The following is a 21,779-nucleotide window of genomic DNA, read 5'->3' on the forward strand; positions in this document are numbered from 1 at the left end:
TATGGCGCTCGGCCCCCTTGATGACAGCGACCTCCACCATGCACACCCTCACCCAACTCCAAACCAGCCAGCTATCGGGCATTACCCGATTGAAGCTGTCATGCGACCTGACGGTGTTCCCCCAGGAAATCTTCGAGCTGGCGGACTCGCTGGAAATCCTCGACCTGAGCGGTAACCAGCTCGACAAGTTGCCCGACGATCTGCACCGCCTGACCCACCTGAGGGTGCTGTTCTGCTCGGATAATCACTTCACCGAACTGCCCGAATGCCTGGGCCGTTGCAGCGCATTGACCATGGTCGGCTTCAAGGCCAACCAAATCGAACGCGTCACCGGTGCGGCGTTGCCGCCGCTGCTGCGCTGGCTGATCCTGACCGATAACCGCATCAGCCAACTGCCGGCGGAGCTGGGCCAACGCCCGCATCTGCAAAAACTGATGCTGGCCGGTAATCGCCTGCGCGCGTTGCCGGAGAGCCTGGCCCAGTGTCATCGCCTCGAATTGCTGCGTGTTTCCGCCAATCAGTTGGCCGAGCTGCCGTCGTGGTTGTTGGAACTGCCAAGGCTCAGTTGGCTGGCCTACGCCGGCAACCCACTGGAAGCGGAAGCCGACGCCCGGGCGCTGCATATCGCGACGCCGATCGACTGGTCGCAACTGAGCTTGCAAGCCTCATTGGGCGAAGGCGCTTCGGGCGTGATCCATCAAGCACTGTGGCAACCGCCGGGCCAGGCCGGGCGCAACGTCGCGGTCAAGCTCTACAAAGGCCAGATGACCAGCGACGGCTCGCCGTTGCATGAGATGCATGCGTGCATCACCGCCGGTAAGCATGCAAACCTGATCGAAGTGTTGGGCCAGGTTGCCGATCACCCTGAGCAACAGGCCGGACTGGTGATGGCCTTGATCGGACCCGAATACCGCAACCTGGCCGGGTTGCCGAGCCTGGAATCCTGTACGCGCGACGTGTATGCCGATGAACTGCGCCTGGGCGCCGACGTGGCCATGCGCATCGCCCGGGGCATTGCCTGTGTGGCGGGTCATCTGCATCGGCAAGGCCTTACCCATGGGGATCTGTATGGCCACAATATCCTCTGCAATGACCAAGGCGATTGCCTGCTGGGGGATTTTGGCGCGGCGTCTTTCCATGCCACGGTTGATGACAGGCAGACACGCGCGTTGCAACGCATCGAGGTGCGGGCCTTCGGGATTCTGCTGGGAGAACTGCTTGCGCGGATCGATCCGGCGCTGGGTACCGAGGACCTTGCACGACTGCAAGACCTGGAGGCGCGCTGCTGTCAGCCGGATGTGCTGGCGCGGCCCGGGTTTGACGAGATTGAAGACTTTCTGGACGACCGTGGCGAGGGAGCTTGCTCCCGCTCGGCTGCGAAGCAGCCGTAAAACCGGCGAATGCGGTGTATCTAAAGCTCCACATTCGGCAGTTTTGGGGCCGCTTCGCGACCCAGCGGGAGCAAGCTCCCTCGCCACAGGTGGTTGGACGACCTTAAGTGAACAGCGTTACGTCAGGACGAGGGTTTAACCCGCCAAGCCGACAAACATGTCCTGCACGTCGTCATGGTTGTCGAGGCCTTCGAGGAAGGCCTCGACTTCAGCCATCTGCTCATCGGTCAGGCCGCTGACCGGGTTTTTCGGCTGATAGCCCAATTTGGCGGACAACACCGTGAAGCCCTGCTCCGGCAACGCCTTTTGTACGGCGTCGAGATCGGCAGGCTCGGTGATGAACAGCGTCGCACCGTCCTCGCCCGGTTCAAAATCCTGGGCTCCGGCCTCGATGGCGGCCATTTCCGGATCCGCGTCCGGGCTGTCCGGGGCGGCCTCGATCATGCCGACGTGATTGAAATCCCAGGCCACCGAGCCCGAAGCGCCAAGTTGGCCCTTGCGGAACGCGACGCGGATCTCGGCGACGGTACGGTTGATGTTGTCGGTCACGCACTCAACGATCAGCGGCACCTGATGGGGCGCAAAACCTTCGTAGGTGACACGATGGTATTGCACGGTCTCGCCAAGCTGGCCGGAACCCTTCTTGATCGCACGTTCCAGGGTCTCGCGGGGCATCGAGGCCTTTTTCGCCTGCTCGACCACCAGCCGCAAGTGCGCGTTGGTCGCGACATCGGCGCCGTTGCGCGCGGCAATGGTGATTTCCTTCACCAGCTTGCCGAAGATCTTGCCCTTGGCGTTGGCAGCCGCTTCTTTGTGTTTAACCTTCCACTGTGCGCCCATTACTCACTCTCTTGTCTGACGCGCCGAGACATCTGCCGGCCGGCGCTGTGGCGCAAGTTTATACGCCCACAACCAGCTGATCGACCAAAAAATCGTTCCCGCTTCATCGACATTTTCACTACATGCTGTAGGGCGTTTCCGAAATAGCGATTCGGGCACGGCGTCATACGCTGGGGTTTCGTACCCTTCGCACTTCTCTCCGTGAAAATATGGGCGGCAATGCGCAACGATATGGAAAATCCCTTCAGCCTGACGATCATGCAAAGCGACATGCGCCTGCATGTCCTGGGGCTCAACGGCCGGGAAGCCCTCAATCAGCCGTACCGCTTCGACCTCGACCTGATTGGCCAGGAGCCGCCGATCAGTCCCGACGCGTTGTTGGGCCAAGCGGCCTTCCTGCGCCTGGACGGTGAGTCCGGCATACACGGGATCGTGCACAGCGTGAGCCTGAGCGCCGAGGCTGCGCACCGCGTCGGCTACCGGCTGACGCTGGTGCCGTACATCCAGCAACTGGAACAAGGACTGCGACGTCGAGTTTTTCATCGGCTCACCGTTGTGCAGATCCTGCAGCGCCTGCTGGAAGAAAACGCAATTCCCGCCCTCAGCTATCGCTTCGAACTGCCAAATGGACATTACCCGTGTCGGCCATTTTGTATCCAGTACGAGGAAAGCGACCTGACGCTGCTGCAGCGGCTATGCGAAGAAGAAGGCATTCATTACCACTTCGAACACAGCCCCCTGGGTCACGTCATGGTATTTGCCGAGGATCCGAAGAGCTTTCCCGTACAGGCGGTTGAACTCCTGATGGAGGCGGATAAAGTCGGCGCCATTACGCGGTTGTATCAACGCCACCATTCAATACCTCCAGGTCCGCCCCACGGATTTCGCGATCGTGCAGCGGCCGAAACGGCCGACACCGCGAACCCCGCATCCGAGGCGGCGCACGAAAGAAAGCGTGACGACCCGACACGGATTCACCGTTTCCAGGCAGGCCGGCGGCATCTGGAACGGTTGCGCTACCGAAAACGAGAGATCCATGGGCACACCCTCTCGCCGGCCCTGCGCAGCGGTCATATCGCGCGGATCGATGGGCACCCGGTATCGACGTTCAACGACCAATGGCTGATTACCGAGGTTCGGCATCGCGGGCGACAATTTTCGATTCTTGAAACGAACCTGCCAACCCCACCCGCGGCAAAGGACTACCGCAATCAGTTCTGCGCGATTCCTTGGTCCTCCGTGTACCGACCGCTCCTCGTGCATCCCAAGCCATGCGTACCTGGCAATCACCTCGCCTATGTACTCGGTCCGCCTGGCCAGGCCGCGACATCCGACCTACAGGGCCGGGTCATGGTCAGCCTCTGGAACCGCGACGACGAAGGCATTGCGCTGCCCGTGTCGTGCCTGACGCCCGGCGATCACCCTTCGTTGCTGGCCGGTAGCGAGGTGCTGGTGAGCTTCCTCGACGGCGATCCCGACCGACCGGTCCTTTGCGTGGGATTGCTCGAGCCTGGCCCGGGCAATGGTGGCCCCACGTCGCCCCGCCCCTTGGCGCCGAGCAACGACAATACGGGTTTATTGTTCGAGTGGCTCTTGAACCCACCAGACATCACCCCTTGAGAAAGCCCATGAGCTGGCCGGAAAAATGGGTTCCCGCCGGCTGCATGGCGAGAGCATTTTGCGAGCGGATCATAAATTCATCGACGCAACCTGATCTGGCTCATGCAAACCCAGCGAAACGGGCTTAAAGTGCAAGCACAACGCTGCTCTAGACAGCGCTTTACCCTGATGGCTGGAGATACCCGCATGCCCTGGAAAAATTCCGCAAACCGTTACAGTACTGTCACGGTCACCTTGCATTGGCTGATGCTGGTGCTGTTGGCCGTGGTTTATGCCTGCATTGAGTTCCGAGGCATTTTCCCCAAGGGCAGCGGCGGCCGAACGCTGATCAAGGAAGCGCATTTCATGCTGGGCCTGACCGTGTTCGTGTTGGTATGGCTACGCCTGTTTGCTCGCAGCATGGGCAAGGCCCCGGCGATTTTCCCGGCTTCGCCCGCATGGCAAACATTCCTGGCGCGCCTGATGCACTGGGCGTTGTACCTGTTCATGATCGCGATGCCACTGCTGGGCTGGTTGATCACCAGCGCCGAAGGACACCAAGTGATGTTCTACGGATTTGATTTGCCACTGCTTGTCGAACCGGACAAGGCGTTGGCCAAGCAAGTGGAAGGCTGGCATGTGCTCGGCGGCACCATTGGCTATTGGTTGATTGGCCTGCATGCGCTGGCGGGGCTGTATCACCACTATGTGGTGCGCGATAACACGTTGCTGCGGATGATGCCCAAGCGCGGCTGAAGACAGTCACTGGAATCCCCGGCGGCCTTGCAAGCCGCCGGTGTGGACAAAGATCAGCCGAGTGCCGGCGGCAAACTGCCCGGCCTCGACCCGAGCCTTGAGCAGCAACAGTGCCTTACCGGTATACAACGGCTCCAGCTCGATCTGCGCTGTGGTTTCGATGAAGGCTGTGAGCCCTTCGTCAACCCGGGCAAATCCGCCACGACTGCCGTCAATCAGTTCATAAAGCGGATTGCCCAACCCCGCCTCTTTCACGATGCCTTCGACTTGCTGCTTCACGCCGTGGCTTTCGGGGACCGCCAGGACGCCATGGACCGGACGCCTTCCTGCCTCCGCCAGCACCAGGCCGGCCAACGACGTTCCAGTGCCGCACGCCAGCCACCAACCGTGATAATCGCTCCACCCCAAACCCGCCAATTGATCGCGAACGCTGGTCTCCCAGATCATGCAGCCCTGCGCGCCAGGCAACCCCGAGCCGCCTTCAGGGATCGGCCACAACTGCGGATATTGCGCCTGCCAGGGCGTCCAGAAATCCGCATCATGGCGCCTTCGATACCCTTCATAACCCAACCAGTGCAGCGTCATGCCGAACGCTTTCAGGTCGAGTACCGTCGGCGTTTCCTGAGGATGGCCACGCAGCAGTCCCACCGTCGGGAAACCGAATCGTTGGCCCGCCGCCGCCAACGCGTGCAGGTGATTGGAGTAGGCGCCGCCAAGGCTGATGATCCCCTCCGCACCTGACGCATGGGCGCCACGCAGATGATGGAGCAGCTTGAACCACTTGTTGCCACTGATCAGCGAATCGGTCCGGTCCAGGCGCAACACCGCCACCTCGACGCCAGCATCGGCGAGCCAGTCCAGGTGAAGGGGTTCGAGGCGAGGCTGGGGGTGCCAGTCGAGGGCGTGAAGGAGCATGGCTGTGGGCCGGGTTGAAAACAGGCCGGCATATTAACAGCTGGTCGCGCGCACCCTGACATCGAAAAACCGTGGAGCGAGCCTGCTCGCGATAGCGGTGGGTCAGCCAACACTTCTGAAACTGACTAACCGCCATCGCGAGCAGGCTCGCACAGGTACTGATCTGATTTCTTAAGCTTCGGGCATTTTCCGGAAGCCCACCGCCAGCCGGTTCCAACCGTTGATGGCGTTGATCGCCACGGTCAGGTCGACCATTTCCTTGGGCGTGAAGTGCTCGTTCAGCAGTTCGTAGTCGGCGTCGGGCGCGTGGGTCTCGCTCAGGCGCGTCAGGGCTTCGGTCCAGGCCAGCGCGGCGCGCTCACGACCGGTGAAGAACGGCGTCTCGCGCCAGGCGGTCACGGCATATAGGCGCCGCTCGGTCTCGCCGTCCTTGCGCGCATCGGCGGTGTGCATGTCGATGCAGTACGCGCAGCCATTGATTTGCGAAGAGCGCAGCTTGACCAATTCGATCAAGGACTTTTCCAGGCCCAGTTTAGAGACCGCGTTCTCCAGGCCCAGCATGGCTTTATAGGCATCAGGGGAGGCGGCATAGAAATCGATACGCGGTTGCATGATGAACTCCTGAACAATTGGGTGTAGCGCTACGTTAGCCCTGCACTGGCGCGGGACAAATAGCCAATTGTTGGGAAGTTCGGGTGGCCAATGGAGACCGAGACGCCTATGGAAATGACGCAAGCTTCTGTGGCGAGGGAGCTTGCTCCCGCTCGGCTGCGTAGCAGTCGTAAACCGGTTGGCACGGTTTAACAGATATACCGAGGGGCCTGGTTTCAGGGCGGCTGCGCCACCCAGCGGGAGCAAGCTCCCTCGCCACAAGGGCACGGCGTGCTTTCGAAGGGTGTCACGCTCGGCTGCGCAGCCATTGCAGGAAGCGTTTCTTGGCGACCGGCTTGGGCAGTTCGCGGGTCAGGTTCTGGGCCAAGTGGATGCGCACGTCCAACAGGTTTTTCATGGCGTCGCCGATGTCGCGACGGGCCTCGAGGCAAGGTTTGAGGTAGCTGTTCTCGATGCGATAAAGCGTGCAGAAAGTCTTGGCATTGAAATTTGCCAACGCCGCTTGTTCGGCGACGATCCCGGCTTCGCCGATCACTTCGCCCGGCCCCATGCGGCCGCCCTCGAGAGGCTGGCCGTTACGTAGGAGGCTCACGCTGACGACGCCGGACTCGATGATGAACAGATGATCGCTGACCTCCCCGGCGGCCAGGATCACCTCGCCGGCGCGAAACGTCTGCAGGGTCATGTTCTGGCTGAAGGTGTCTTTTTCGTCCGGGCGCAGCGTGGAAAAAATGCTCGAGCTTTCCAGCAACGCACGGGGCCGCGACACCGCCAGGGCCGCAGTGCTTTCGCTGGTGGATAGCAGGCTCACGCCCGATGCATGCAGATGCCGAAACGCCAAGTCGAACAGTTGATTGCGCACCTCGCGTTTCTGCCCCATAGAGGCCACGAACCCGCTGATTTCATATTCCGCCCCGGCGCTGCTGGTGCCCTTGAGCGTGACGCAGGGCGCCGGGCTGGCAAGCAGTGCACGACAGCCGATCATCGCCCGTTCCAGCGCTTCGATCACCTTTTGCGGTCGCGCATGGGGGCTGACCTGAATGCTGATGGACAAACCATGCATATCGCTCGGTCGGCTGAAATTGACGATCTTGGCTTTCGCCGCCAGCGAGTTGGGGATCACCGCCATGCTGCCCTGGGAGGTCTGCAACCGCGTGGCACGCCAGTCGATGTCGGTGACCCGGCCTTCGGTGCCGTCGATGGAAATCCAGTCATCGACTTGATACGGCTTGGTGGTGTTGAGCACGATGCCGGAAAACACGTCGCTGAGGGTGCTCTGCAAGGCCAGGCCGACGATGATCGCCATCGCGCCGGAGGTTGCCAGCACGCCCTTGACCGGCAGGTCCAGCACATACGCCAAAGCCGCGATGACCGCGACCAGGAAGATCACCGCGCCGAGCAGATCCTGCAACAGCCGCCCCGTATGGCCGACCCGTTGCATCATGACCGCACCGATCATCACGGTCAGGGTCCGCGCGGCAAACAGCCACCACGCAATCTGCAGGCCGGTAGCCGCCAGGTGCCGAGGCACGTCATCGACCCACTGCGCGGTCTGCATGGGGTTGAGGCCTTCGTTGAACAGCAGCATGCTGAACAACATGAAAATCACCAGCCGCCCGCCGATCTTCCAGTACATCCGTTCGGCACTGACGAACCGCCACGCCAGCAAATCGAGCACAAGCAACGCCAAGGCACTGAGCAGCGGGTGGGCGGTGATCAGGGAGAACATCGGGGACAGCTCCAGGAGGGTCGTTGGCGTGAAGATTGGCACAGAATCAACACGCTGTAGAGATCACCACAAGACTCCTTGTGGGAGCGAGCCTGCTCGCGAATGCGGCGGGACAGTCAACTCATCAATTGAAGTGCTACTGAAATAGCGAGCACGCTCGCGCCCACCAAGGAAACGTGTTGCTGCTTAGCTAGCCTTCCATCCGCCCAAAGCGCCCGGAATGAAAATCCTCGAAGGCCTGGTGAATCTCCTGCTCGCTGTTCATCACGAACGGACCATGGCCGACAATCGGCTCGTCGATGGGCTCGCCGCTGAGCAGCAACACCACGGCGTCGTTATCGGCTTGCAGATTCACCTGGTCGCCGGCCCGATCGAACAAGGCCAGTTGCCCCGCCTCGACCCGCTCGCGGCCATTGACCTGGACCGTACCTCGCAGCACCACCAGCGCCGTGTTATGGCCCTCTTGCAAATCGAGGGTCAGGTCCTTGCCGGCATTCAAGCGAATATCCCAGACCTCGATGGGCGTGAAGGTCTTCGCCGGGCCCCGATGCCCCTCGAAACTCCCGGCGATCAGCCGCAGGCTGCCAGCGTTATCCTTCAAGGCAATGTTGGGGATGTCACTCTTGAGCAGGGTCTGGTAGCCGGCCGGGGCCATTTTGTCCTTGGCCGGCAGGTTGACCCACAACTGGACCATTTCCATGAACCCGCCTTGTCGAGCGAAGGTTTCGGAATGGAATTCCTCATGGATGATCCCGGAGGCGGCGGTCATCCATTGCACATCACCAGGGCCGATCTTGCCGCCGCTGCCGGTGGAATCACGGTGTTCAAGCTCGCCCTGATAGACGATGGTCACGGTCTCGAAACCGCGATGGGGATGCTGGCCGACGCCACGTCGCTCTGAAGTAGGGGAAAATTCGCTGGGCGCCGCGTGGTCCAGCAGCAGGAACGGACTGATGTGCTTGCCCAGGTTGTCGTAGGAAAACAACGTGCGGACCGGAAAGCCGTCGCCGACCCAGTGGGTCCGCGGGCTGGTATAGAGGCCGATGATGTTTTTCAAACTGTGTCTCCAAATCAGGTGTTGCGACTCGATGGACACAGCTTAAAACCCGTACCGTTGATGCACCAGACTGCAAAAACCGGCCATAGCGTTCTATTTACAGAACAGCCAACAAGCTCGCTTTACCTTAAAGATGATTGCGCTTCGCAAATTCCGACAGCCCCACCAGGGAAGTGAGACCGAGCTTTTCCAACAGGCGCGTCTTGTAGGTACTGACCGTTTTCGGACTGATGAACAATGCATCGGCGATGTCCTTGCCACGCATGCCCATCGACAGCATCCGCAGGATGGACAGCTCACGGGTGGAGAGGCTTTCCAGGGCCTGCTGTTCGCCACGCTGGTGAAAATCCAGCCTGACAGGCATTTGAGGGAAATAGGAATAGCCGGATTTCAACGCGTGAATCGCCTTGATCAGCTCCTTCAGGTCGCTTCTCTTGGTGACAAACCCCCTCGCCCCGGCCGCGATACAACGGTTGCAGAAATGCTGGGCATCCTGGGAAGTGAACACCAGCACCGCGCAGCCGGGAAATTCCATCAGGATCCAGACCAGCAGGTCCAGGCCATCGAAACCATTCATCACCAGGTCCAGGATCACCAGGTCGGCCCGCGCCTCCTTGATCTGCGCCTTGGCCTCAGCCACGCCGCTGACGTCACTGATATTGGTAAACCCTTCGTTCTGGCACACGAGCCGCAAAGCGCCACGTATGACAGGGTGATCATCCACGATCATTACATGCTTCAAGACAGCTCCCCGAATGAATGCAAACCACGCCGATGCTCAAACTGCAGCGGACTGTTACACAAGCGATAGGCCGCGCCACCTGTCAGACCTGACAGTGCCGACTAACGGTGCGATCAGCTTCCCTGGCCCCGCCTGCAGGCATGGGGCCAAGGCTGGGCCGACTCGCTGGCCTCGGGGTCAATGAAGGTCATCAGGCGTTCCAGCACGGCCGAATCGGGCAACGCGGCAGTGGTCACCTGCAAGGAGGGCGGATGCGCGAGGGGCACCGATTCCAGGAGCGCCTGCTGGGCGTTATAGATCATTGAATGACGAACCTGCAGGTTGCCGCGCAAGAATCCGGTCAGATCCAGTGATCCGCTTGCAAGGCCGGCATTGACCAGGACCAGGTCGAAAGGCTTGCTGCCGTATTCCACCAACGTCAGGAATTCCTCCAGGCTACCCACAGGCGCTATGCAGAAATAGCCGTGATGATTGAGCAGCCGTTCAAGCTTCATCCGATGATAATGCTCCGTGTCGGCAATCATGATTCGTAGTGCTTTGTTCGGCATGGCAGGCATTCCAATGGCAACGCGGCAGGTGTAGACCGGGTCGGAAACGTTAAGTCGCGACAGGCTAGAGGAAGGTTTTTTAGGACGCTGTAGGACAATTCCCAAATAAAGCACGGAAAAATCCGCGCCCGACTTGCGGCTCAGGGCGCCTTGGTCTGGCGGTGATCGGGCGAAGCCTGAAGAGGTTCGCCGGCAGGCCCGGAGGGGGCGGACTCTCCAGCCATATAAGAGTGCAACCGTTCCGTGAGGTGCTCCATCGCCCGGCACACCGCTTCCACCGATTCGGTGAGCGCCGCGTTGATACCCTCGCGACAAGCGCTTTCCAGCGCGTCGCATGCCACCACCAGCGGCTCTGCCTGGATAATCCGTGCGCCGCCCTTGATCCGATGCGCTAGGTCGGCCAACCCGGACACGTCATGGCGCGAAGACAAATCCAGCAATCGCGCCTTGTCCATGGCGTTGCTGGCGACCAGTTCCTTCAACAACGGGTGAATCGACAGCCTGTCGCCACCGGCCAGCTGTTCCAGGGTGGTCAAATCGAAGTCGCCCGTGGAGGCCGGCGCGTCGCGCTGGGGCGTGATCAATACCAGGCGCGCGTTCAATTGCTGCAGGCTGATGGGTTTGAACAGGCAGTCATCCATGCCTGCCTCGATGCAGCGAGCCGTTTCCTCGGGCTGGGCATTGGCCGTGAACCCCAGGATCACCGTCGGCGACAAAGCCCCGGCCCGCTCCTCTTCGCGGATGGCACGGGCCATTTCATAACCGCTCATCAACGGCATGTTGCAGTCGGTGATGAGCACGTCGAACTGCCCGTCGCGCCAGGCACGCAGCCCTTGGACGCCGTCTTCAGCCTGCTGCACCGGGTGCCCCAAGTACCTCATCTGCTGGCACAGCAGCAAACGATTGGCTGGATGATCATCAACGACCAGGATCTTCAGCACCTGGCCCAGCGGCGTCTGAACCTCGACTGCGGGCACGCGGGGCAACGCCTCCAGCAACGGCACCGCCAGCCGGATCTCGACTTGCGTGCCCTGCCCCGGCACGCTGCTCAACGCCAGGGTGCCGCCCATCATTTCACACAGGGTGCGGCTGATCACCAACCCCAGCCCGGAGCCACCGCGAGCGCCCTGGGCGTGGTCGCCGACCTGGGTGAACGGGCTGAACAGGCGTTGCTGGTCTTGCGCCGAAATGCCCGGGCCGGTGTCTTCGATCAACACGCGGATGGCCAGGCGCTTGTCCTCCCCAGCCGGCTCAGCTCCAAGGCTCAGGCGTACCTGGCCTTGTTCGGTGAACTTGATGGCGTTGCTCAGTACGTTGGAAAGGATCTGCTTGAAGCGCAGCGGGTCGATCAAGACGTCATGGTCGCTGGCTGCATCCAGGTCCAGATCCAAGGACAGCTGTTTTTCCCGGGCCAGGCCATCAAACATCCGCGCCACGGCCTCGATCAGTTCCCGCAAATTGGCCCGCGTCGGCACCAGGGACAGCTTGCCGGATTCGATGCGAGCGATGTCGAGGATGTCACCGATCAGGTCCAGCATGCCTCGGGCGGCACCTGAGGCCACTTCGATGGCCGACTTGTCCATGACGCCCTGGTCGGCTTTTTTCAGGGCCAGTTCCAGCATGCCGATCACGGCGTTCATTGGCGTACGGATTTCATGGCTCATCGTCGCCAAGAACGTGGTCTTGGCCCGGTTGGCGTCGTCGGCGCTGGCCTTGGCCACGCGCAACTGTTCCAACAGCCGTCGCAGGTAGACAACCCAGCCCAACACCAGCAGCAGGAGCAGCGCGGCGATGGCAAACCCTTGGACAATCGCAGTGCGATGGCGCAGCCAGTAGCTGTCGTTGATCACCACCTCACTGCGCCAGCGGTTGGTGAGCTCGTCCATTTCCTCTGGGGAAATGCTCAGCAGTGCCTTGTCCAGGATCGAGTAGAGCTCGGTCGCGTTGCGGCTCGTCGCCAAGGCAACGCGGATGGGCACCGTGCCCACGGTGCTGGTGACTTGCAATGTGTCGCGGTACTGGCGCGAGATCATGTAGCGGGCACTGATCAGCGAATTGATCGCACCATCCGCCCGACCTGCGGCGACCATGGCCATGGCATCGGCCATGTTTTGCGCCGGCACCCGTTGCACGCCGGGGAACTGCTCCGACAGGTACTCACGCAACACGTTGCCACGCACCAGCGCCAGCCGCTTGCCGGCCATCCGGTCCACGGTCAGGGCGTCCGAGGCTTTGGCCGGCACCACCAGCACGAAAGGGCTTGTCAGGTACGGGCGGGTGAAGCGCAGTTCATTTTCAAGCTCGGCGCTGGGGATCGCGGTAGCCAGGACATCGGCCTTGCCAGTGGCGATCCGGGCGATCAGGTCGTCCACCGAGTCGCCACGCTGGATGTCGAATTTCAGCCCGGTGCGCAAGCTGATCCTGGCCAGCACATCGGCACCGATGCCGCGCAATTGGCCTTGCTCATCGAAGAAGGTCAACGGCAGGAAATCCGCGCTGACGGCTACGTTGATACGCGGATGAGCATCGAGCCAGCGCTGTTCATTGACGCTGAAATGCAACGCTTGCCGGCCCGGCACGCTCGCCCCACCGGCGCTCCAACGCCGCAGGATGCCCATGCGTTCGCCGACGGGAATAGCCTGCAGCGCGGCATTGACGACGCGCAACAGGCGCCCGTTCTCGCGGCTGACCGCAAAGGCGAACGGCTGCACTTCCATGCGGGAGAAATCCGCCAGTTGTACGTTGTTCAGGTAGTTCTTGCTGATCAGGTAATGGGCGCTGATCGAATCCCCCAGATAAACGTCGGCCTGGCCGAACGCCACGGCGCCGATGGCGCTCAAGGTCGAGGGGAACAGCTGCAACGTGGCGTCCGGATAAAAAGCTTCGACCGTTTCCGGTGGCAAGTAGTGATAAAGCATGGCCAGCCGTTTGCCCGCCAGGTCCGCCGGCAGCTCTTCGCTGTCGTCGACACGGGTCACCAGCGTCGGCACGTCATCGGCATACGTCCGTGACATCGCCAATGCGGGGTCGCCGGCCTCGAAACCGTTGGCGGTGCCGAGCAGATCGATTTCCCCGCCATGCAGGGCCTGGAGTGATGCATCCCGCGACGCGTACCGCCGCACCTGTATGTCGATGTGCAACAGCTGACCCAGCAACTGTGCATAGTCAGCCGTCAGGCCTTCATAATCGCTGCCATTGCCGGTGATGCTGAACGGCGGGTAATCCGGTGCCGAGGCACCCAGGAGCAACGTGCCCTTGCGTCGCAGCCAGGTCCGGTCAGCCTCGTCCAGGGTCACCGAATAGTCGTTCACAGCAGAACGCCCGAGCACATGCAGCGACTCGGGTGCCGCGCCCACCTGGGGCGCCACACTTGATAGACCCAGCCATATCGCCGCCAGGCCTGTGCGCAGGAACAGCATCATTCGATCAGGTTTCGCTTGGCGAAATCGGCCCGGACGCTACATCAGCGACCGGCTGATCGGTTCAAACTGCCAATGCGAGGGAACAGTGAACCGTCCACGTACCTCCCGGAAAACCAGGAGGAGCGTGAGGTGAGTGTAGGAAGTTTCTGAGGAATTTCCTGGCGGGCTTGCGATTGTTCTGTAGGAGCTGGCGAAGCCTGCGATCTTTCTCTTGGAACTCAGGTGTCGGGAAAAGATCGCAGCCTCGCTTCGCTCGGCAGCTCACACAGCGGCCAATCGCAAATCGCGCTCCGGCCGAGCCTGCCCGCGATTGTTTCCATGCTCATAGAGCGAGCCGGCGATCTCATCGGCGCGCACCGGCAGGATCGACAGCAAGGTGTCGCTCAGCCCGTGGCTGGCCTGGCAGAAACCCTGCATGTAGATCGCCGCCTTGCAGCGCTCGTCGGTGATCAACTTGTAGTTGCGATCCACCTCGAAATCCCCGAGGTATTGCGCCAACGGTTCGAGCAAGGTGCGGTGCATCTGGCGTTCGTAGCCGGTGGCGAGCACCACCGCGTCGTATCGGCGCACCGACAACTCGCCAGTGGCGTTGTTGCGCACCGCCAGCTCCACGCCATCCTTCGTCGCCGTGGCCTTCTCCACCGTGGTCAGGGTGCGGAAGCCATGGCGGGCGATGCCCGAGACTTTCTGGCGATAGAAAATCCCGTAGATGCGCTCGATCAGGTCGATGTCCACCACCGAATAATTGGTGTTGTGGTACTCGTTGACCAGGCGCTCGCGTTCGCTGTGGGGCTGCTGGAACACCAGGTCGGTGAATTCCGGCGAGAACACTTCGTTGACGAACGGGCTGTCATCCGCCGGCTTGAGGGCCGAGCCGCGCAGGATCATGTCGACCTGCACCGACGGGAAGCTGTCGTTGAGGTCAATGAACGCTTCCGCCGCGCTCTGCCCGCCGCCGATGATCGCAACGTTCATTGGCTGGCCGCTCGTGCACGGTTGGCTTGCCATGCGCTCCAGGTACTGCGAGTGATGGAACACCCGAGCGTCATCCTTGAACGTCTTGAACGCCTCGGGAATGCGCGGCGTGCCACCGGCACTGACCACCACTGAACGGCTGATGCGCACGCACTCTTCCCCTTCGCGGGTGCGGGAAATCACCCGCAAGGCTTCGACCTGCTGGCAATGCAGCACCGGTTCGATGCGCAGCACTTCCTCGCCGTAGCGGCTCTGCCCGGCGAATTGCGCCGCCACCCAGCGCAGGTAGTCGTTGTACTCCATGCGGCACGGGTAGAACGTCCCGAGGTTGATGAAATCCACCAGGCGGCCATGGTGCTTGAGGTAATTGACGAACGAGTAAGGGCTGGTGGGGTTGCGCAGGGTCACCAGGTCCTTGAGGAAGGAAATCTGCAGCTCGCTCTGGGTCACCAGCGTGTTGCCGTGCCAGCGATAGTCAGCCTGTTTGTCGAGGAACAGCACGTCCAGTTCGCCCTGCACCGGGCCACGCTCCTGCAGCGCGATGGCCAGCGCCAGGTTCGAGGGGCCGAAGCCAATGCCGATCAAGTCGTGAACGTGGGGCGCTGCAATTGCCTGAGTCATGTCCAGTGTCCTCTGGAAAAGCCCCTCAACAGGGCACGAAAGCCGGGTGACCTGTTCGGCGCGCATCGGGCCGCCAGATCGTCTGTTGAGAGGAACGAAGAGGATGTCAGAAAATTTACCGCCGCAGGATTCACGCCGGGTGAATCAGGTCGCGTCCCACTGCCGTACGCGAACGCGGCAATGCTTCATGGCGTTGACGATGTGTTTTTCCACCAGCGCGCGGGAAATGCCCAGGCGCTCGGCAATCTGCGAATGGGACAGGCCTTCGAGCTTGCGCAGCAGGAAGCTTTCGCGGCACAGCGGTGGCAACTCGCCCAGGGCGCGTTGCAGCATGTCCAGGCGTTGGCCGTGGTCGAGGCTGGTATGGGGCGACGGGGTGAAGAAGCGTTCTTCTGTGTCGAGCACGTCGAGGGATTCGGATTGGCGCAGCGTGTTGCGCCGATGCCCATCGATCACCAGGTTCAGTGCGGTGCGATACAAGAACGCCCGCGGCTGCTCGATGGGGGTATCGCTGGCGCGCTCCAGCACCCGCACATAAGCGTCATGCACCACATCTTCGGCCGCCTGGCGGTTGCCTAGCCTGGCGTTCAGGAAACACACCAGCTCGCGATAGTAGTTTTCCAACATGACTCCCGTGCGCAGTGACTGCGACAGCTTTCCCTGGGCCCCTCGGCATGCCGGAAAACGCATGGCACGATGGTGGCAGATTCAATCGCGTAATTTATAGTAATTCTCATATAGATTTAAAGCTTTGGTTTGCATCAGGCCTCAATCGTTCAGTTGATGGGGCAGCAGAACCCGCTTTCGTGGCGAGGGAGCTTGCTCCCGCTGGCCTGCGCAGCAGGCCCAAGGCAGGCGACACATGCTCGAGATCGGGAGCCCAGGTCTTGGGGCCGCTTCGCGGCCCAGCGGGAGCAAGCTCCCTCGCCACGGGATCGGTGTCGTTTCAAGGACTGCCCAGTCTCAACTCATTAAATTCCCGCCCCGAACACTCGTCTACCAGAACAGCCTCCCGTCCCGCCCCTCCGTGCGACGGGCCCGACATCACCGGCCGGAACCCTGCATGAAACGTCCCCGCCTCACCCGCCCCGCCTGGCTCCTGACTTTTGCCCTGCTGCCGGCCGTGGCCTTCGCCGCGTGGCAGGCGGTCGGGTCGGGCCATGAGCCTGTCGCCACCGCCCCGGTCACCCGTGGCGATATCGAAAACAGCGTCACCGCCCTAGGCACCTTGCAGCCGCGGCGCTACGTCGACGTGGGCGCCCAGGCGTCCGGGCAGATCCAGAAGATTCACGTCGAGGCCGGCGACGAGGTCACGGAGGGCCAACTGCTGGTTGAAATCGACCCGTCCACACAAAAAGCCAGGCTCGACGCCGGACGGTTTTCCATCGAAAACCTCAAGGCCCAGCTTCAGGAACAGCGCGCCCAACACGACCTGGCGCAGCAGAAATTCCGTCGCCAGCAGCAACTCAAGGCCGGCGGCGCCACCCGCGAAGAAGACGTGCAGACCGCCCGGGCCGAGGTGCGCGCGACCCAGGCCCGCATCGACATGTTCCAGGCGCAGATCCGCCAGGCCCAGGCCAACCTGCGCAGCGATGAAGCCGAGCTGGGTTACACGCGCATTTATGCGCCGATGAGCGGCACCGTGGTCGCCATCGGCGCCCGGGAAGGCCAGACGCTCAACGCCCAGCAGCAGACGCCGTTGATCCTGCGCATCGCCCGGCTGTCGCCGATGACCGTCTGGGCAGAGGTTTCGGAAGCCGACATCGGCCACGTCAAGCCGGGCATGACCGCCTATTTCACCACCCTCGCCGGCGGCGGCCGGCGCTGGAGCAGCACTGTCCGGCAAATCCTGCCGGTGCCGCCGCGTCCGCTGGAAGCCAGCCAGGGCGGCAGTCCCTCCGGTGGCCGCAGCGGCAGCGAACGGGTGGTGCTCTACACGGTGTTGCTGGACGTGGACAACGCCGACCGCGCCTTGATGACCGACATGACTGCCCAGGTGTTTTTTGTCGCCGCCCAGGCCAAGGATGTGCTGACCGTGCCCATCGCCGCCGTGCAAGACGCCGATCAAGTGCGAGTGCTCGCCGACAACGGCGATGTCCAGTCACGCACCGTTCGTACCGGCGTCAGCGATCGCCTGCGCACGCAAATTGTCGACGGCCTGAGTGAAGGCGACCGCGTGCTGATTGGTCCGGCCAGCGGCAACGGAGGCTGAATGAACACGCCCCTGATCGAGCTGCGGGACATTCGCAAGGCCTACGGCGGCGGCGACAGCCCTCGGGTAGAAGTCCTGCGGGGCATCGACTTGTCCATTCACGCCGGCGAATTCCTGGCGATTGTCGGGGCGTCCGGCTCCGGCAAATCCACCTTGATGAACATCCTCGGCTGCCTCGATCGCCCTACCAGCGGCGAGTACCGCTTTGCCGGCGAAGACGTCGCCAGGTTGGGCAGCGATGAACTGGCCTGGCTGCGCCGCGAAGCGTTCGGCTTCGTGTTCCAGGGCTATCACCTGATCCCGTCCGGCACGGCCCAGGAAAACGTCGAGATGCCGGCCATCTATGCCGGCACCTCGGCCGCCGAGCGCCACGCCCGGGCCAGCGCCCTGCTCGAACGCCTCGGCCTGGCGAGCCGCACCGGCAACCGCCCCCATCAACTCTCCGGCGGGCAGCAGCAACGGGTGTCGATTGCCCGGGCCTTGATGAACGGCGGCCACATCATCCTCGCCGACGAGCCCACCGGCGCCCTCGACAGCCAGAGTGGCATCGAGGTCATGGCCTTGCTCGACGAACTGGCAAGCCAGGGCCACGTGGTGATCCTGATCACCCACGACCGCGAAGTCGCGGCCCGGGCCAAGCGCATTATTGAAATCCGCGACGGGTCGATCATCAGCGACAGCGCCACCGCCGCACCACAGGCCAATGCCAAGGCGTTGCAAGCCGTGGACCTGCGCCAGCGCCTGAGCGCCGGCAGCGAACACAACGGCGCCTGGAAAGGCGAACTGGTAGACGCGGTGCAAGCGGCCTGGCGGGTGATGTGGATCAATCGCTTTCGCACTGCCCTGACCCTGCTCGGCATCGTCATCGGCGTGGCTTCGGTGGTGGTCATGCTGGCCGTTGGCGAAGGCAGCAAGCGCCAGGTCATGGCCCAGATGGGCGCCTTTGGCTCGAACATCATTTACCTCAACGGCACAGCCCCCAACCCGCGCGCGACCAAGGGCATCATCAGCGAACAGGACATCGCCGCCCTCGCTGCCCTGCCCGAAGTGCAACGCATCATGCCGGTCAACGGCAAGAACGCCAGCGTGCGTTTCGCCAATCTCGACCACACCAGCTACGTGGGCGGCAACGACACGAATTTCCCGATCATCTTCAATTGGCCGGTGGCCCAGGGCACCTATTTTAGCGACGCCGATGAACGCAGCGCCGCGGCGGTGGCAGTGATCGGGCACAAGGTCCGGCAAAAGCTGCTCAAGGACGTCGCCGACCCGATCGGCCGCTACATCCTGATCGAAAACGTGCCGTTCCAGGTCGTTGGCGTACTGGCGGAAAAAGGCGCCAGCTCCGGTGATTCGGACGCCGACAACCGCATCGCCGTGCCCTACTCCGCCGCCAGCGTGCGGCTGTTCGGCACGCGCCATCCCGAATACGTGGTGATCGCCGCTCGCGACGCGGGCAAGGTCAACGAGACCGAACAGGCCGTCTCCCGCACCTTGCTGCGGCTGCACAACGGCAAGCAGGATTTCGAGCTGACCAACAATGCCGCGATGATCCAGGCCGAGGCCCGCACCCAGGGCACGCTGTCGTTGATGCTCGGCGCCATTGCGGCGATTTCGCTGCTGGTGGGCGGCATCGGCGTGATGAACATCATGCTCATGACCGTACGCGAGCGGACCCGGGAGATCGGTATCCGCATGGCCACCGGCGCCCGCCAGCGCGACATCCTGCGCCAGTTTCTCACCGAAGCGGTGATGCTCTCGGTGGTTGGTGGATTGGCCGGTATCGGCCTGGCGCTGTTGGTGGGCGGTGCGTTGCTGCTGGGCAAGATCGCCGTGGCCTTCGAATGGCTGGCGGTGTTCGGCGCCTTCGGTTGCGCGTTGGTCACCGGCGTCGTCTTCGGTTTCATGCCCGCCCGCAAGGCCGCCCGCCTCGACCCGGTCACGGCCCTCACCAGTGAATGAACCCCATCTTATGAAAGCGCACCTGACCCTCCTGGCCGCCAGCCTGTTGCTGGTTGCGTGTGGCACGCCTTTGTCGACGCCCGACAGCGGTATTCAACCGCCCGAGGCGTGGCAGAACCTGGACAAGCCAAGCGCTGCGGTTGATAACCAGCAATGGTGGACGCAGTTCGGCAGCCCGCAACTCGATCGGTTGATCGAACAAGCACGCCAGGGCAGCTTCGACCTCGCTGCCGCCATGGCCCGGGTTCGCCAGGCCCAGGCCAGCGCGGTGATCGCCGGCGCGCCGTTGCTGCCGGAAATCAGCGCCGGGCTCAACGGCAATCGCCAGGAACTGCTGCGGGGCAAGGGCTACAGCCAGTTGGACGTGGATCGGAACAACCGCACCATCGACTACTACGACGCTCATCTCAGCGCCAGTTATGAGTTGGATTTCTGGGGCGGAAAACGGGCGGCCCGTGACAGTGCGCTGAGCACTTTGTCGGCCACGCAGTTTGATCGGGCGACTGTGGAACTGACTCTGCTCAGCGCCGTCGCCAACAGCTATAGCCAAGCCTTGTCACTGCGCGAGCAACAGCGCATTGCCGAACTGAACCTGGCCAACGCCCGGCATGTGCTCGACCTGGTGCAAACCCGCTACGACGCTGGCAGCGCCACGGCACTGGAACTGTCTCAACAAAAGAGCCTGGTGGCGGCCCAGGAACGCCGGCTGCCGCAAGTGCAGCAACAGGCCCGTGAGGCATTGATCACCCTCGCGGCACTGTTGGGCGTACCGGTGCAGTCGCTCAAGCTCGACAATGAATCCTTCGACGCATTGCGCTGGCCCGCCATCGACGCCGGGGTGCCCAGCGACCTGCTGCTGCGCCGTCCCGACATCGCCGCCGCCGAAGCCCGCCTCGCCGCCGCCCAGGCCGACATCACCGTCGCCCGCGCGGCCTTGCTGCCCTCGGCCACCCTGGGCCTGAGCCTGGCCACCGGCGCCGACATCGCCGACCAGTTGCTGCGCAACAACGTCTACAACCTCAGCGCCGGGCTCGCCGCACCGATCTTCAACAACGGTCGCCTCAAGGCCGAACGAGACAGGACAACAGCACGCCAGGAGGAACTGCTGGAGCTCTATCGTGCTGCGATCATCAACGGCTTCGCCGACGTCGAAAAAGCCCTGAACGGCATCCGCGGCCTGGACCAGCAACGGCAATGGCAACGCGAAGAACTGGACCAGGCCCAGACCGCCTTCGACATCGCCCAGCGCCGCTACCAGGCCGGCGCCGAAGACCTGCTCACCGTGCTCGAAACCCAACGCACGCTGTACGCCGCCCAGGACATGAACGTGCAATTGCGACTGGCGCGGGTGCAGGCGAGCGTGGCGTTGTACAAGGCGTTGGGTGGGGGTTGGCGAACGACGCAAATCTGAAGAGGAGCACCATCGTGGCGAGGGAGCTTGCTCCCGCTGGGCCGGTCCGACGCCTCGGGCACAGCAGCCCCAATGGCAAGCACCTCGGTGTGTCAGTTGTTTTGGGGTGACTGGTTTTGGGGGCCGCTGCGCAGCCCAGCGGGAGCAAGCTCCCTCGCCACGGGTTATTTGCCCGGTCACAAATTGTGTTCGGCTTCGGTTCTGTTTATCCGGCCATATAGGACTCCCGAGTAAGGCTACGTTGCCTTGCGTCATTGCCTACAACTACGCCAGAATCCGCCGGCTTGTGCGCTTGGCCCCCTGTCGATAACTTGTTTCCCGTCACTGCTCATCAGTGAGCGGGTCTGCAAGCCCGACGAAATACCAGGCGCATAGCCCAAGCCAATCGACAGATCCGTGTCGCTCAATGGCGGCTGTGTGCGGGAGACCTTCGGGTCTGCCGGGTTCCTGGTTTCCCGGTCTTGCAGACCCGCGCATAGCTGCCACCCATCATCTGCAAGTGATGTCTGGCAGCGCCTTGTAAATAACCAGGAGCTGCACAATGTTCAAAATCACCCCGAATCCCCCCGACGACGACGCCAAGAAACTCAACGAAGCCGCCGACCGCGCCCTCGCCTTTTACCTCGATCCAAAACCTGAAAAACCAAAGCTACCGCCGGGCCAGTTGTTCACCGTGGCCCAAGGCGCGGACATGGAGTGCCTGTTGGCCAACCTCAGCGAAACCCTCGCATCGGTCAATGTCATGGCCAACGAACTGGCCTTTGATTTGGAGGGGGCGCCACGGAGTTTTGCCCTGGGCATCCAGCAGATGATCGAGCTGAGTGAGTTATTGGCAAACCGCGCCCTGGACATCGCCGCACCGCGCTAGAACCTCTCAATGTAAAACGATATCCGTGGCGAGGGAGCTTGCTCCCGCTGGGCTGCGCAGCGACCGCAAAATCTGGGTCTGCTGCGCCCGAGACGTCGGCCCAGCGGGAGCAAGCTCCC

The 21,779-nt window shown here is 62.4% G+C and carries 17 protein-coding genes; 7 read left to right on the forward strand and 10 right to left on the reverse strand.

All coding sequences use genetic code 11. The features are described 5' to 3' along the window. Nucleotides 1-38: 38 nt before the first annotated feature. Complete coding sequence (locus JMN22_RS22350) at nucleotides 39-1,391, forward strand: leucine-rich repeat-containing protein kinase family protein (RefSeq protein ID WP_198798265.1); 1,353 nt, start codon at nucleotides 39-41, stop codon at nucleotides 1,389-1,391. A gap of 135 nt (nucleotides 1,392-1,526) precedes the next feature. On the opposite strand, the gene JMN22_RS22355 is transcribed toward JMN22_RS22350, so the two are convergent. Further along, nucleotides 1,527-2,231: a YebC/PmpR family DNA-binding transcriptional regulator gene (locus JMN22_RS22355; protein WP_030140051.1), complete on the reverse strand. Its 705-nt coding sequence runs from the start codon at nucleotides 2,229-2,231 to the stop codon at nucleotides 1,527-1,529. A gap of 219 nt (nucleotides 2,232-2,450) precedes the next feature. Here JMN22_RS22355 and JMN22_RS22360 point away from each other — a divergent pair, with 219 nt between their 5' ends. Next, on the forward strand, nucleotides 2,451-3,851 hold the full coding sequence (locus tag JMN22_RS22360; protein ID WP_198798266.1) for a type VI secretion system Vgr family protein: 1,401 nt from the start codon (nucleotides 2,451-2,453) through the stop codon (nucleotides 3,849-3,851). A 186-nt stretch (nucleotides 3,852-4,037) separates the two neighbouring features. After that, nucleotides 4,038-4,586, forward strand: coding sequence for a cytochrome b (locus tag JMN22_RS22365; protein WP_030140049.1), 549 nt, complete (start codon nucleotides 4,038-4,040; stop codon nucleotides 4,584-4,586). 6 nt (nucleotides 4,587-4,592) lie between these two features. On the opposite strand, the gene JMN22_RS22370 is transcribed toward JMN22_RS22365, so the two are convergent. From JMN22_RS22370 to JMN22_RS22410, 9 genes are all read right to left on the reverse strand, one after another. Further along, nucleotides 4,593-5,501, reverse strand: a complete 909-nt coding sequence (locus JMN22_RS22370) for a 1-aminocyclopropane-1-carboxylate deaminase/D-cysteine desulfhydrase (protein WP_198798267.1) — start codon at nucleotides 5,499-5,501, stop codon at nucleotides 4,593-4,595. Nucleotides 5,502-5,672: 171 nt separating this feature from the next. Further along, on the reverse strand, nucleotides 5,673-6,113 hold the full coding sequence (locus tag JMN22_RS22375) for a carboxymuconolactone decarboxylase family protein (RefSeq protein ID WP_198798268.1): 441 nt from the start codon (nucleotides 6,111-6,113) through the stop codon (nucleotides 5,673-5,675). Between the two features lie 286 nt (nucleotides 6,114-6,399). Next, nucleotides 6,400-7,842, reverse strand: coding sequence for a mechanosensitive ion channel family protein (locus JMN22_RS22380; protein ID WP_030140046.1), 1,443 nt, complete (start codon nucleotides 7,840-7,842; stop codon nucleotides 6,400-6,402). A 190-nt stretch (nucleotides 7,843-8,032) separates the two neighbouring features. Further along, a complete protein-coding gene (locus JMN22_RS22385; RefSeq protein WP_198798269.1) occupies nucleotides 8,033-8,899 on the reverse strand; it encodes a pirin family protein in 867 nt (288 codons plus the stop codon). A gap of 127 nt (nucleotides 8,900-9,026) precedes the next feature. Continuing rightward, the gene (locus JMN22_RS22390; protein WP_030140044.1) at nucleotides 9,027-9,641 is read right to left on the reverse strand and encodes a response regulator transcription factor; all 615 of its coding nucleotides are present in this window, start codon (nucleotides 9,639-9,641) and stop codon (nucleotides 9,027-9,029) included. 113 nt (nucleotides 9,642-9,754) lie between these two features. After that, nucleotides 9,755-10,189, reverse strand: a complete 435-nt coding sequence (locus JMN22_RS22395) for a response regulator (protein WP_030140043.1) — start codon at nucleotides 10,187-10,189, stop codon at nucleotides 9,755-9,757. A 140-nt stretch (nucleotides 10,190-10,329) separates the two neighbouring features. Continuing rightward, entirely contained in the window at nucleotides 10,330-13,611 is a 3,282-nt protein-coding gene (locus JMN22_RS22400) for a transporter substrate-binding domain-containing protein (protein WP_198798270.1), read from the reverse strand. 261 nt (nucleotides 13,612-13,872) lie between these two features. Continuing rightward, nucleotides 13,873-15,207, reverse strand: coding sequence for a lysine N(6)-hydroxylase/L-ornithine N(5)-oxygenase family protein (locus JMN22_RS22405; protein ID WP_198798271.1), 1,335 nt, complete (start codon nucleotides 15,205-15,207; stop codon nucleotides 13,873-13,875). A gap of 144 nt (nucleotides 15,208-15,351) precedes the next feature. Next, a complete protein-coding gene (locus JMN22_RS22410) occupies nucleotides 15,352-15,834 on the reverse strand; it encodes a sigma-70 family RNA polymerase sigma factor (RefSeq protein ID WP_030140040.1) in 483 nt (160 codons plus the stop codon). 436 nt (nucleotides 15,835-16,270) lie between these two features. On the opposite strand from JMN22_RS22410, the gene JMN22_RS22415 reads away from it, so the two are divergent. From JMN22_RS22415 to JMN22_RS22430, 4 genes are all read left to right on the forward strand, one after another. Continuing rightward, complete coding sequence (locus tag JMN22_RS22415) at nucleotides 16,271-17,419, forward strand: efflux RND transporter periplasmic adaptor subunit (RefSeq protein ID WP_198798273.1); 1,149 nt, start codon at nucleotides 16,271-16,273, stop codon at nucleotides 17,417-17,419. Then, nucleotides 17,420-19,381 carry a MacB family efflux pump subunit gene (locus JMN22_RS22420; RefSeq protein ID WP_198798274.1) on the forward strand — a complete coding sequence of 654 codons (1,962 nt, stop codon included), beginning with the start codon at nucleotides 17,420-17,422 and terminating at the stop codon, nucleotides 19,379-19,381. 10 nt (nucleotides 19,382-19,391) lie between these two features. Further along, nucleotides 19,392-20,792, forward strand: coding sequence for an efflux transporter outer membrane subunit (locus tag JMN22_RS22425; protein ID WP_198798275.1), 1,401 nt, complete (start codon nucleotides 19,392-19,394; stop codon nucleotides 20,790-20,792). A 541-nt stretch (nucleotides 20,793-21,333) separates the two neighbouring features. Further along, nucleotides 21,334-21,660, forward strand: coding sequence for a DUF6124 family protein (locus tag JMN22_RS22430; RefSeq protein ID WP_198798276.1), 327 nt, complete (start codon nucleotides 21,334-21,336; stop codon nucleotides 21,658-21,660). Nucleotides 21,661-21,779 lie beyond the last annotated feature (119 nt).

It is taken from the genome of Pseudomonas sp. HB05, assembly GCF_016756915.1.
GTDB classification, from domain to species: Bacteria; Pseudomonadota; Gammaproteobacteria; order Pseudomonadales; family Pseudomonadaceae; genus Aquipseudomonas; species Aquipseudomonas alvandae.

Coding starts and splice junctions, on each gene's coding strand:
- JMN22_RS22350 (WP_198798265.1), top strand. CDS start 39: ATGCACACCCTCACCCAACTCCAAACCAGCCAGCTATCGGGCATTACC.
- JMN22_RS22355 (WP_030140051.1), bottom strand. CDS start 2,231: ATGGGCGCACAGTGGAAGGTTAAACACAAAGAAGCGGCTGCCAACGCC.
- JMN22_RS22360 (WP_198798266.1), top strand. CDS start 2,451: ATGCGCAACGATATGGAAAATCCCTTCAGCCTGACGATCATGCAAAGC.
- JMN22_RS22365 (WP_030140049.1), top strand. CDS start 4,038: ATGCCCTGGAAAAATTCCGCAAACCGTTACAGTACTGTCACGGTCACC.
- JMN22_RS22370 (WP_198798267.1), bottom strand. CDS start 5,501: ATGCTCCTTCACGCCCTCGACTGGCACCCCCAGCCTCGCCTCGAACCC.
- JMN22_RS22375 (WP_198798268.1), bottom strand. CDS start 6,113: ATGCAACCGCGTATCGATTTCTATGCCGCCTCCCCTGATGCCTATAAA.
- JMN22_RS22380 (WP_030140046.1), bottom strand. CDS start 7,842: ATGTTCTCCCTGATCACCGCCCACCCGCTGCTCAGTGCCTTGGCGTTG.
- JMN22_RS22395 (WP_030140043.1), bottom strand. CDS start 10,189: ATGCCGAACAAAGCACTACGAATCATGATTGCCGACACGGAGCATTAT.
- JMN22_RS22400 (WP_198798270.1), bottom strand. CDS start 13,611: ATGATGCTGTTCCTGCGCACAGGCCTGGCGGCGATATGGCTGGGTCTA.
- JMN22_RS22405 (WP_198798271.1), bottom strand. CDS start 15,207: ATGACTCAGGCAATTGCAGCGCCCCACGTTCACGACTTGATCGGCATT.
- JMN22_RS22410 (WP_030140040.1), bottom strand. CDS start 15,834: ATGTTGGAAAACTACTATCGCGAGCTGGTGTGTTTCCTGAACGCCAGG.
- JMN22_RS22415 (WP_198798273.1), top strand. CDS start 16,271: ATGAAACGTCCCCGCCTCACCCGCCCCGCCTGGCTCCTGACTTTTGCC.
- JMN22_RS22420 (WP_198798274.1), top strand. CDS start 17,420: ATGAACACGCCCCTGATCGAGCTGCGGGACATTCGCAAGGCCTACGGC.
- JMN22_RS22425 (WP_198798275.1), top strand. CDS start 19,392: ATGAAAGCGCACCTGACCCTCCTGGCCGCCAGCCTGTTGCTGGTTGCG.
- JMN22_RS22430 (WP_198798276.1), top strand. CDS start 21,334: ATGTTCAAAATCACCCCGAATCCCCCCGACGACGACGCCAAGAAACTC.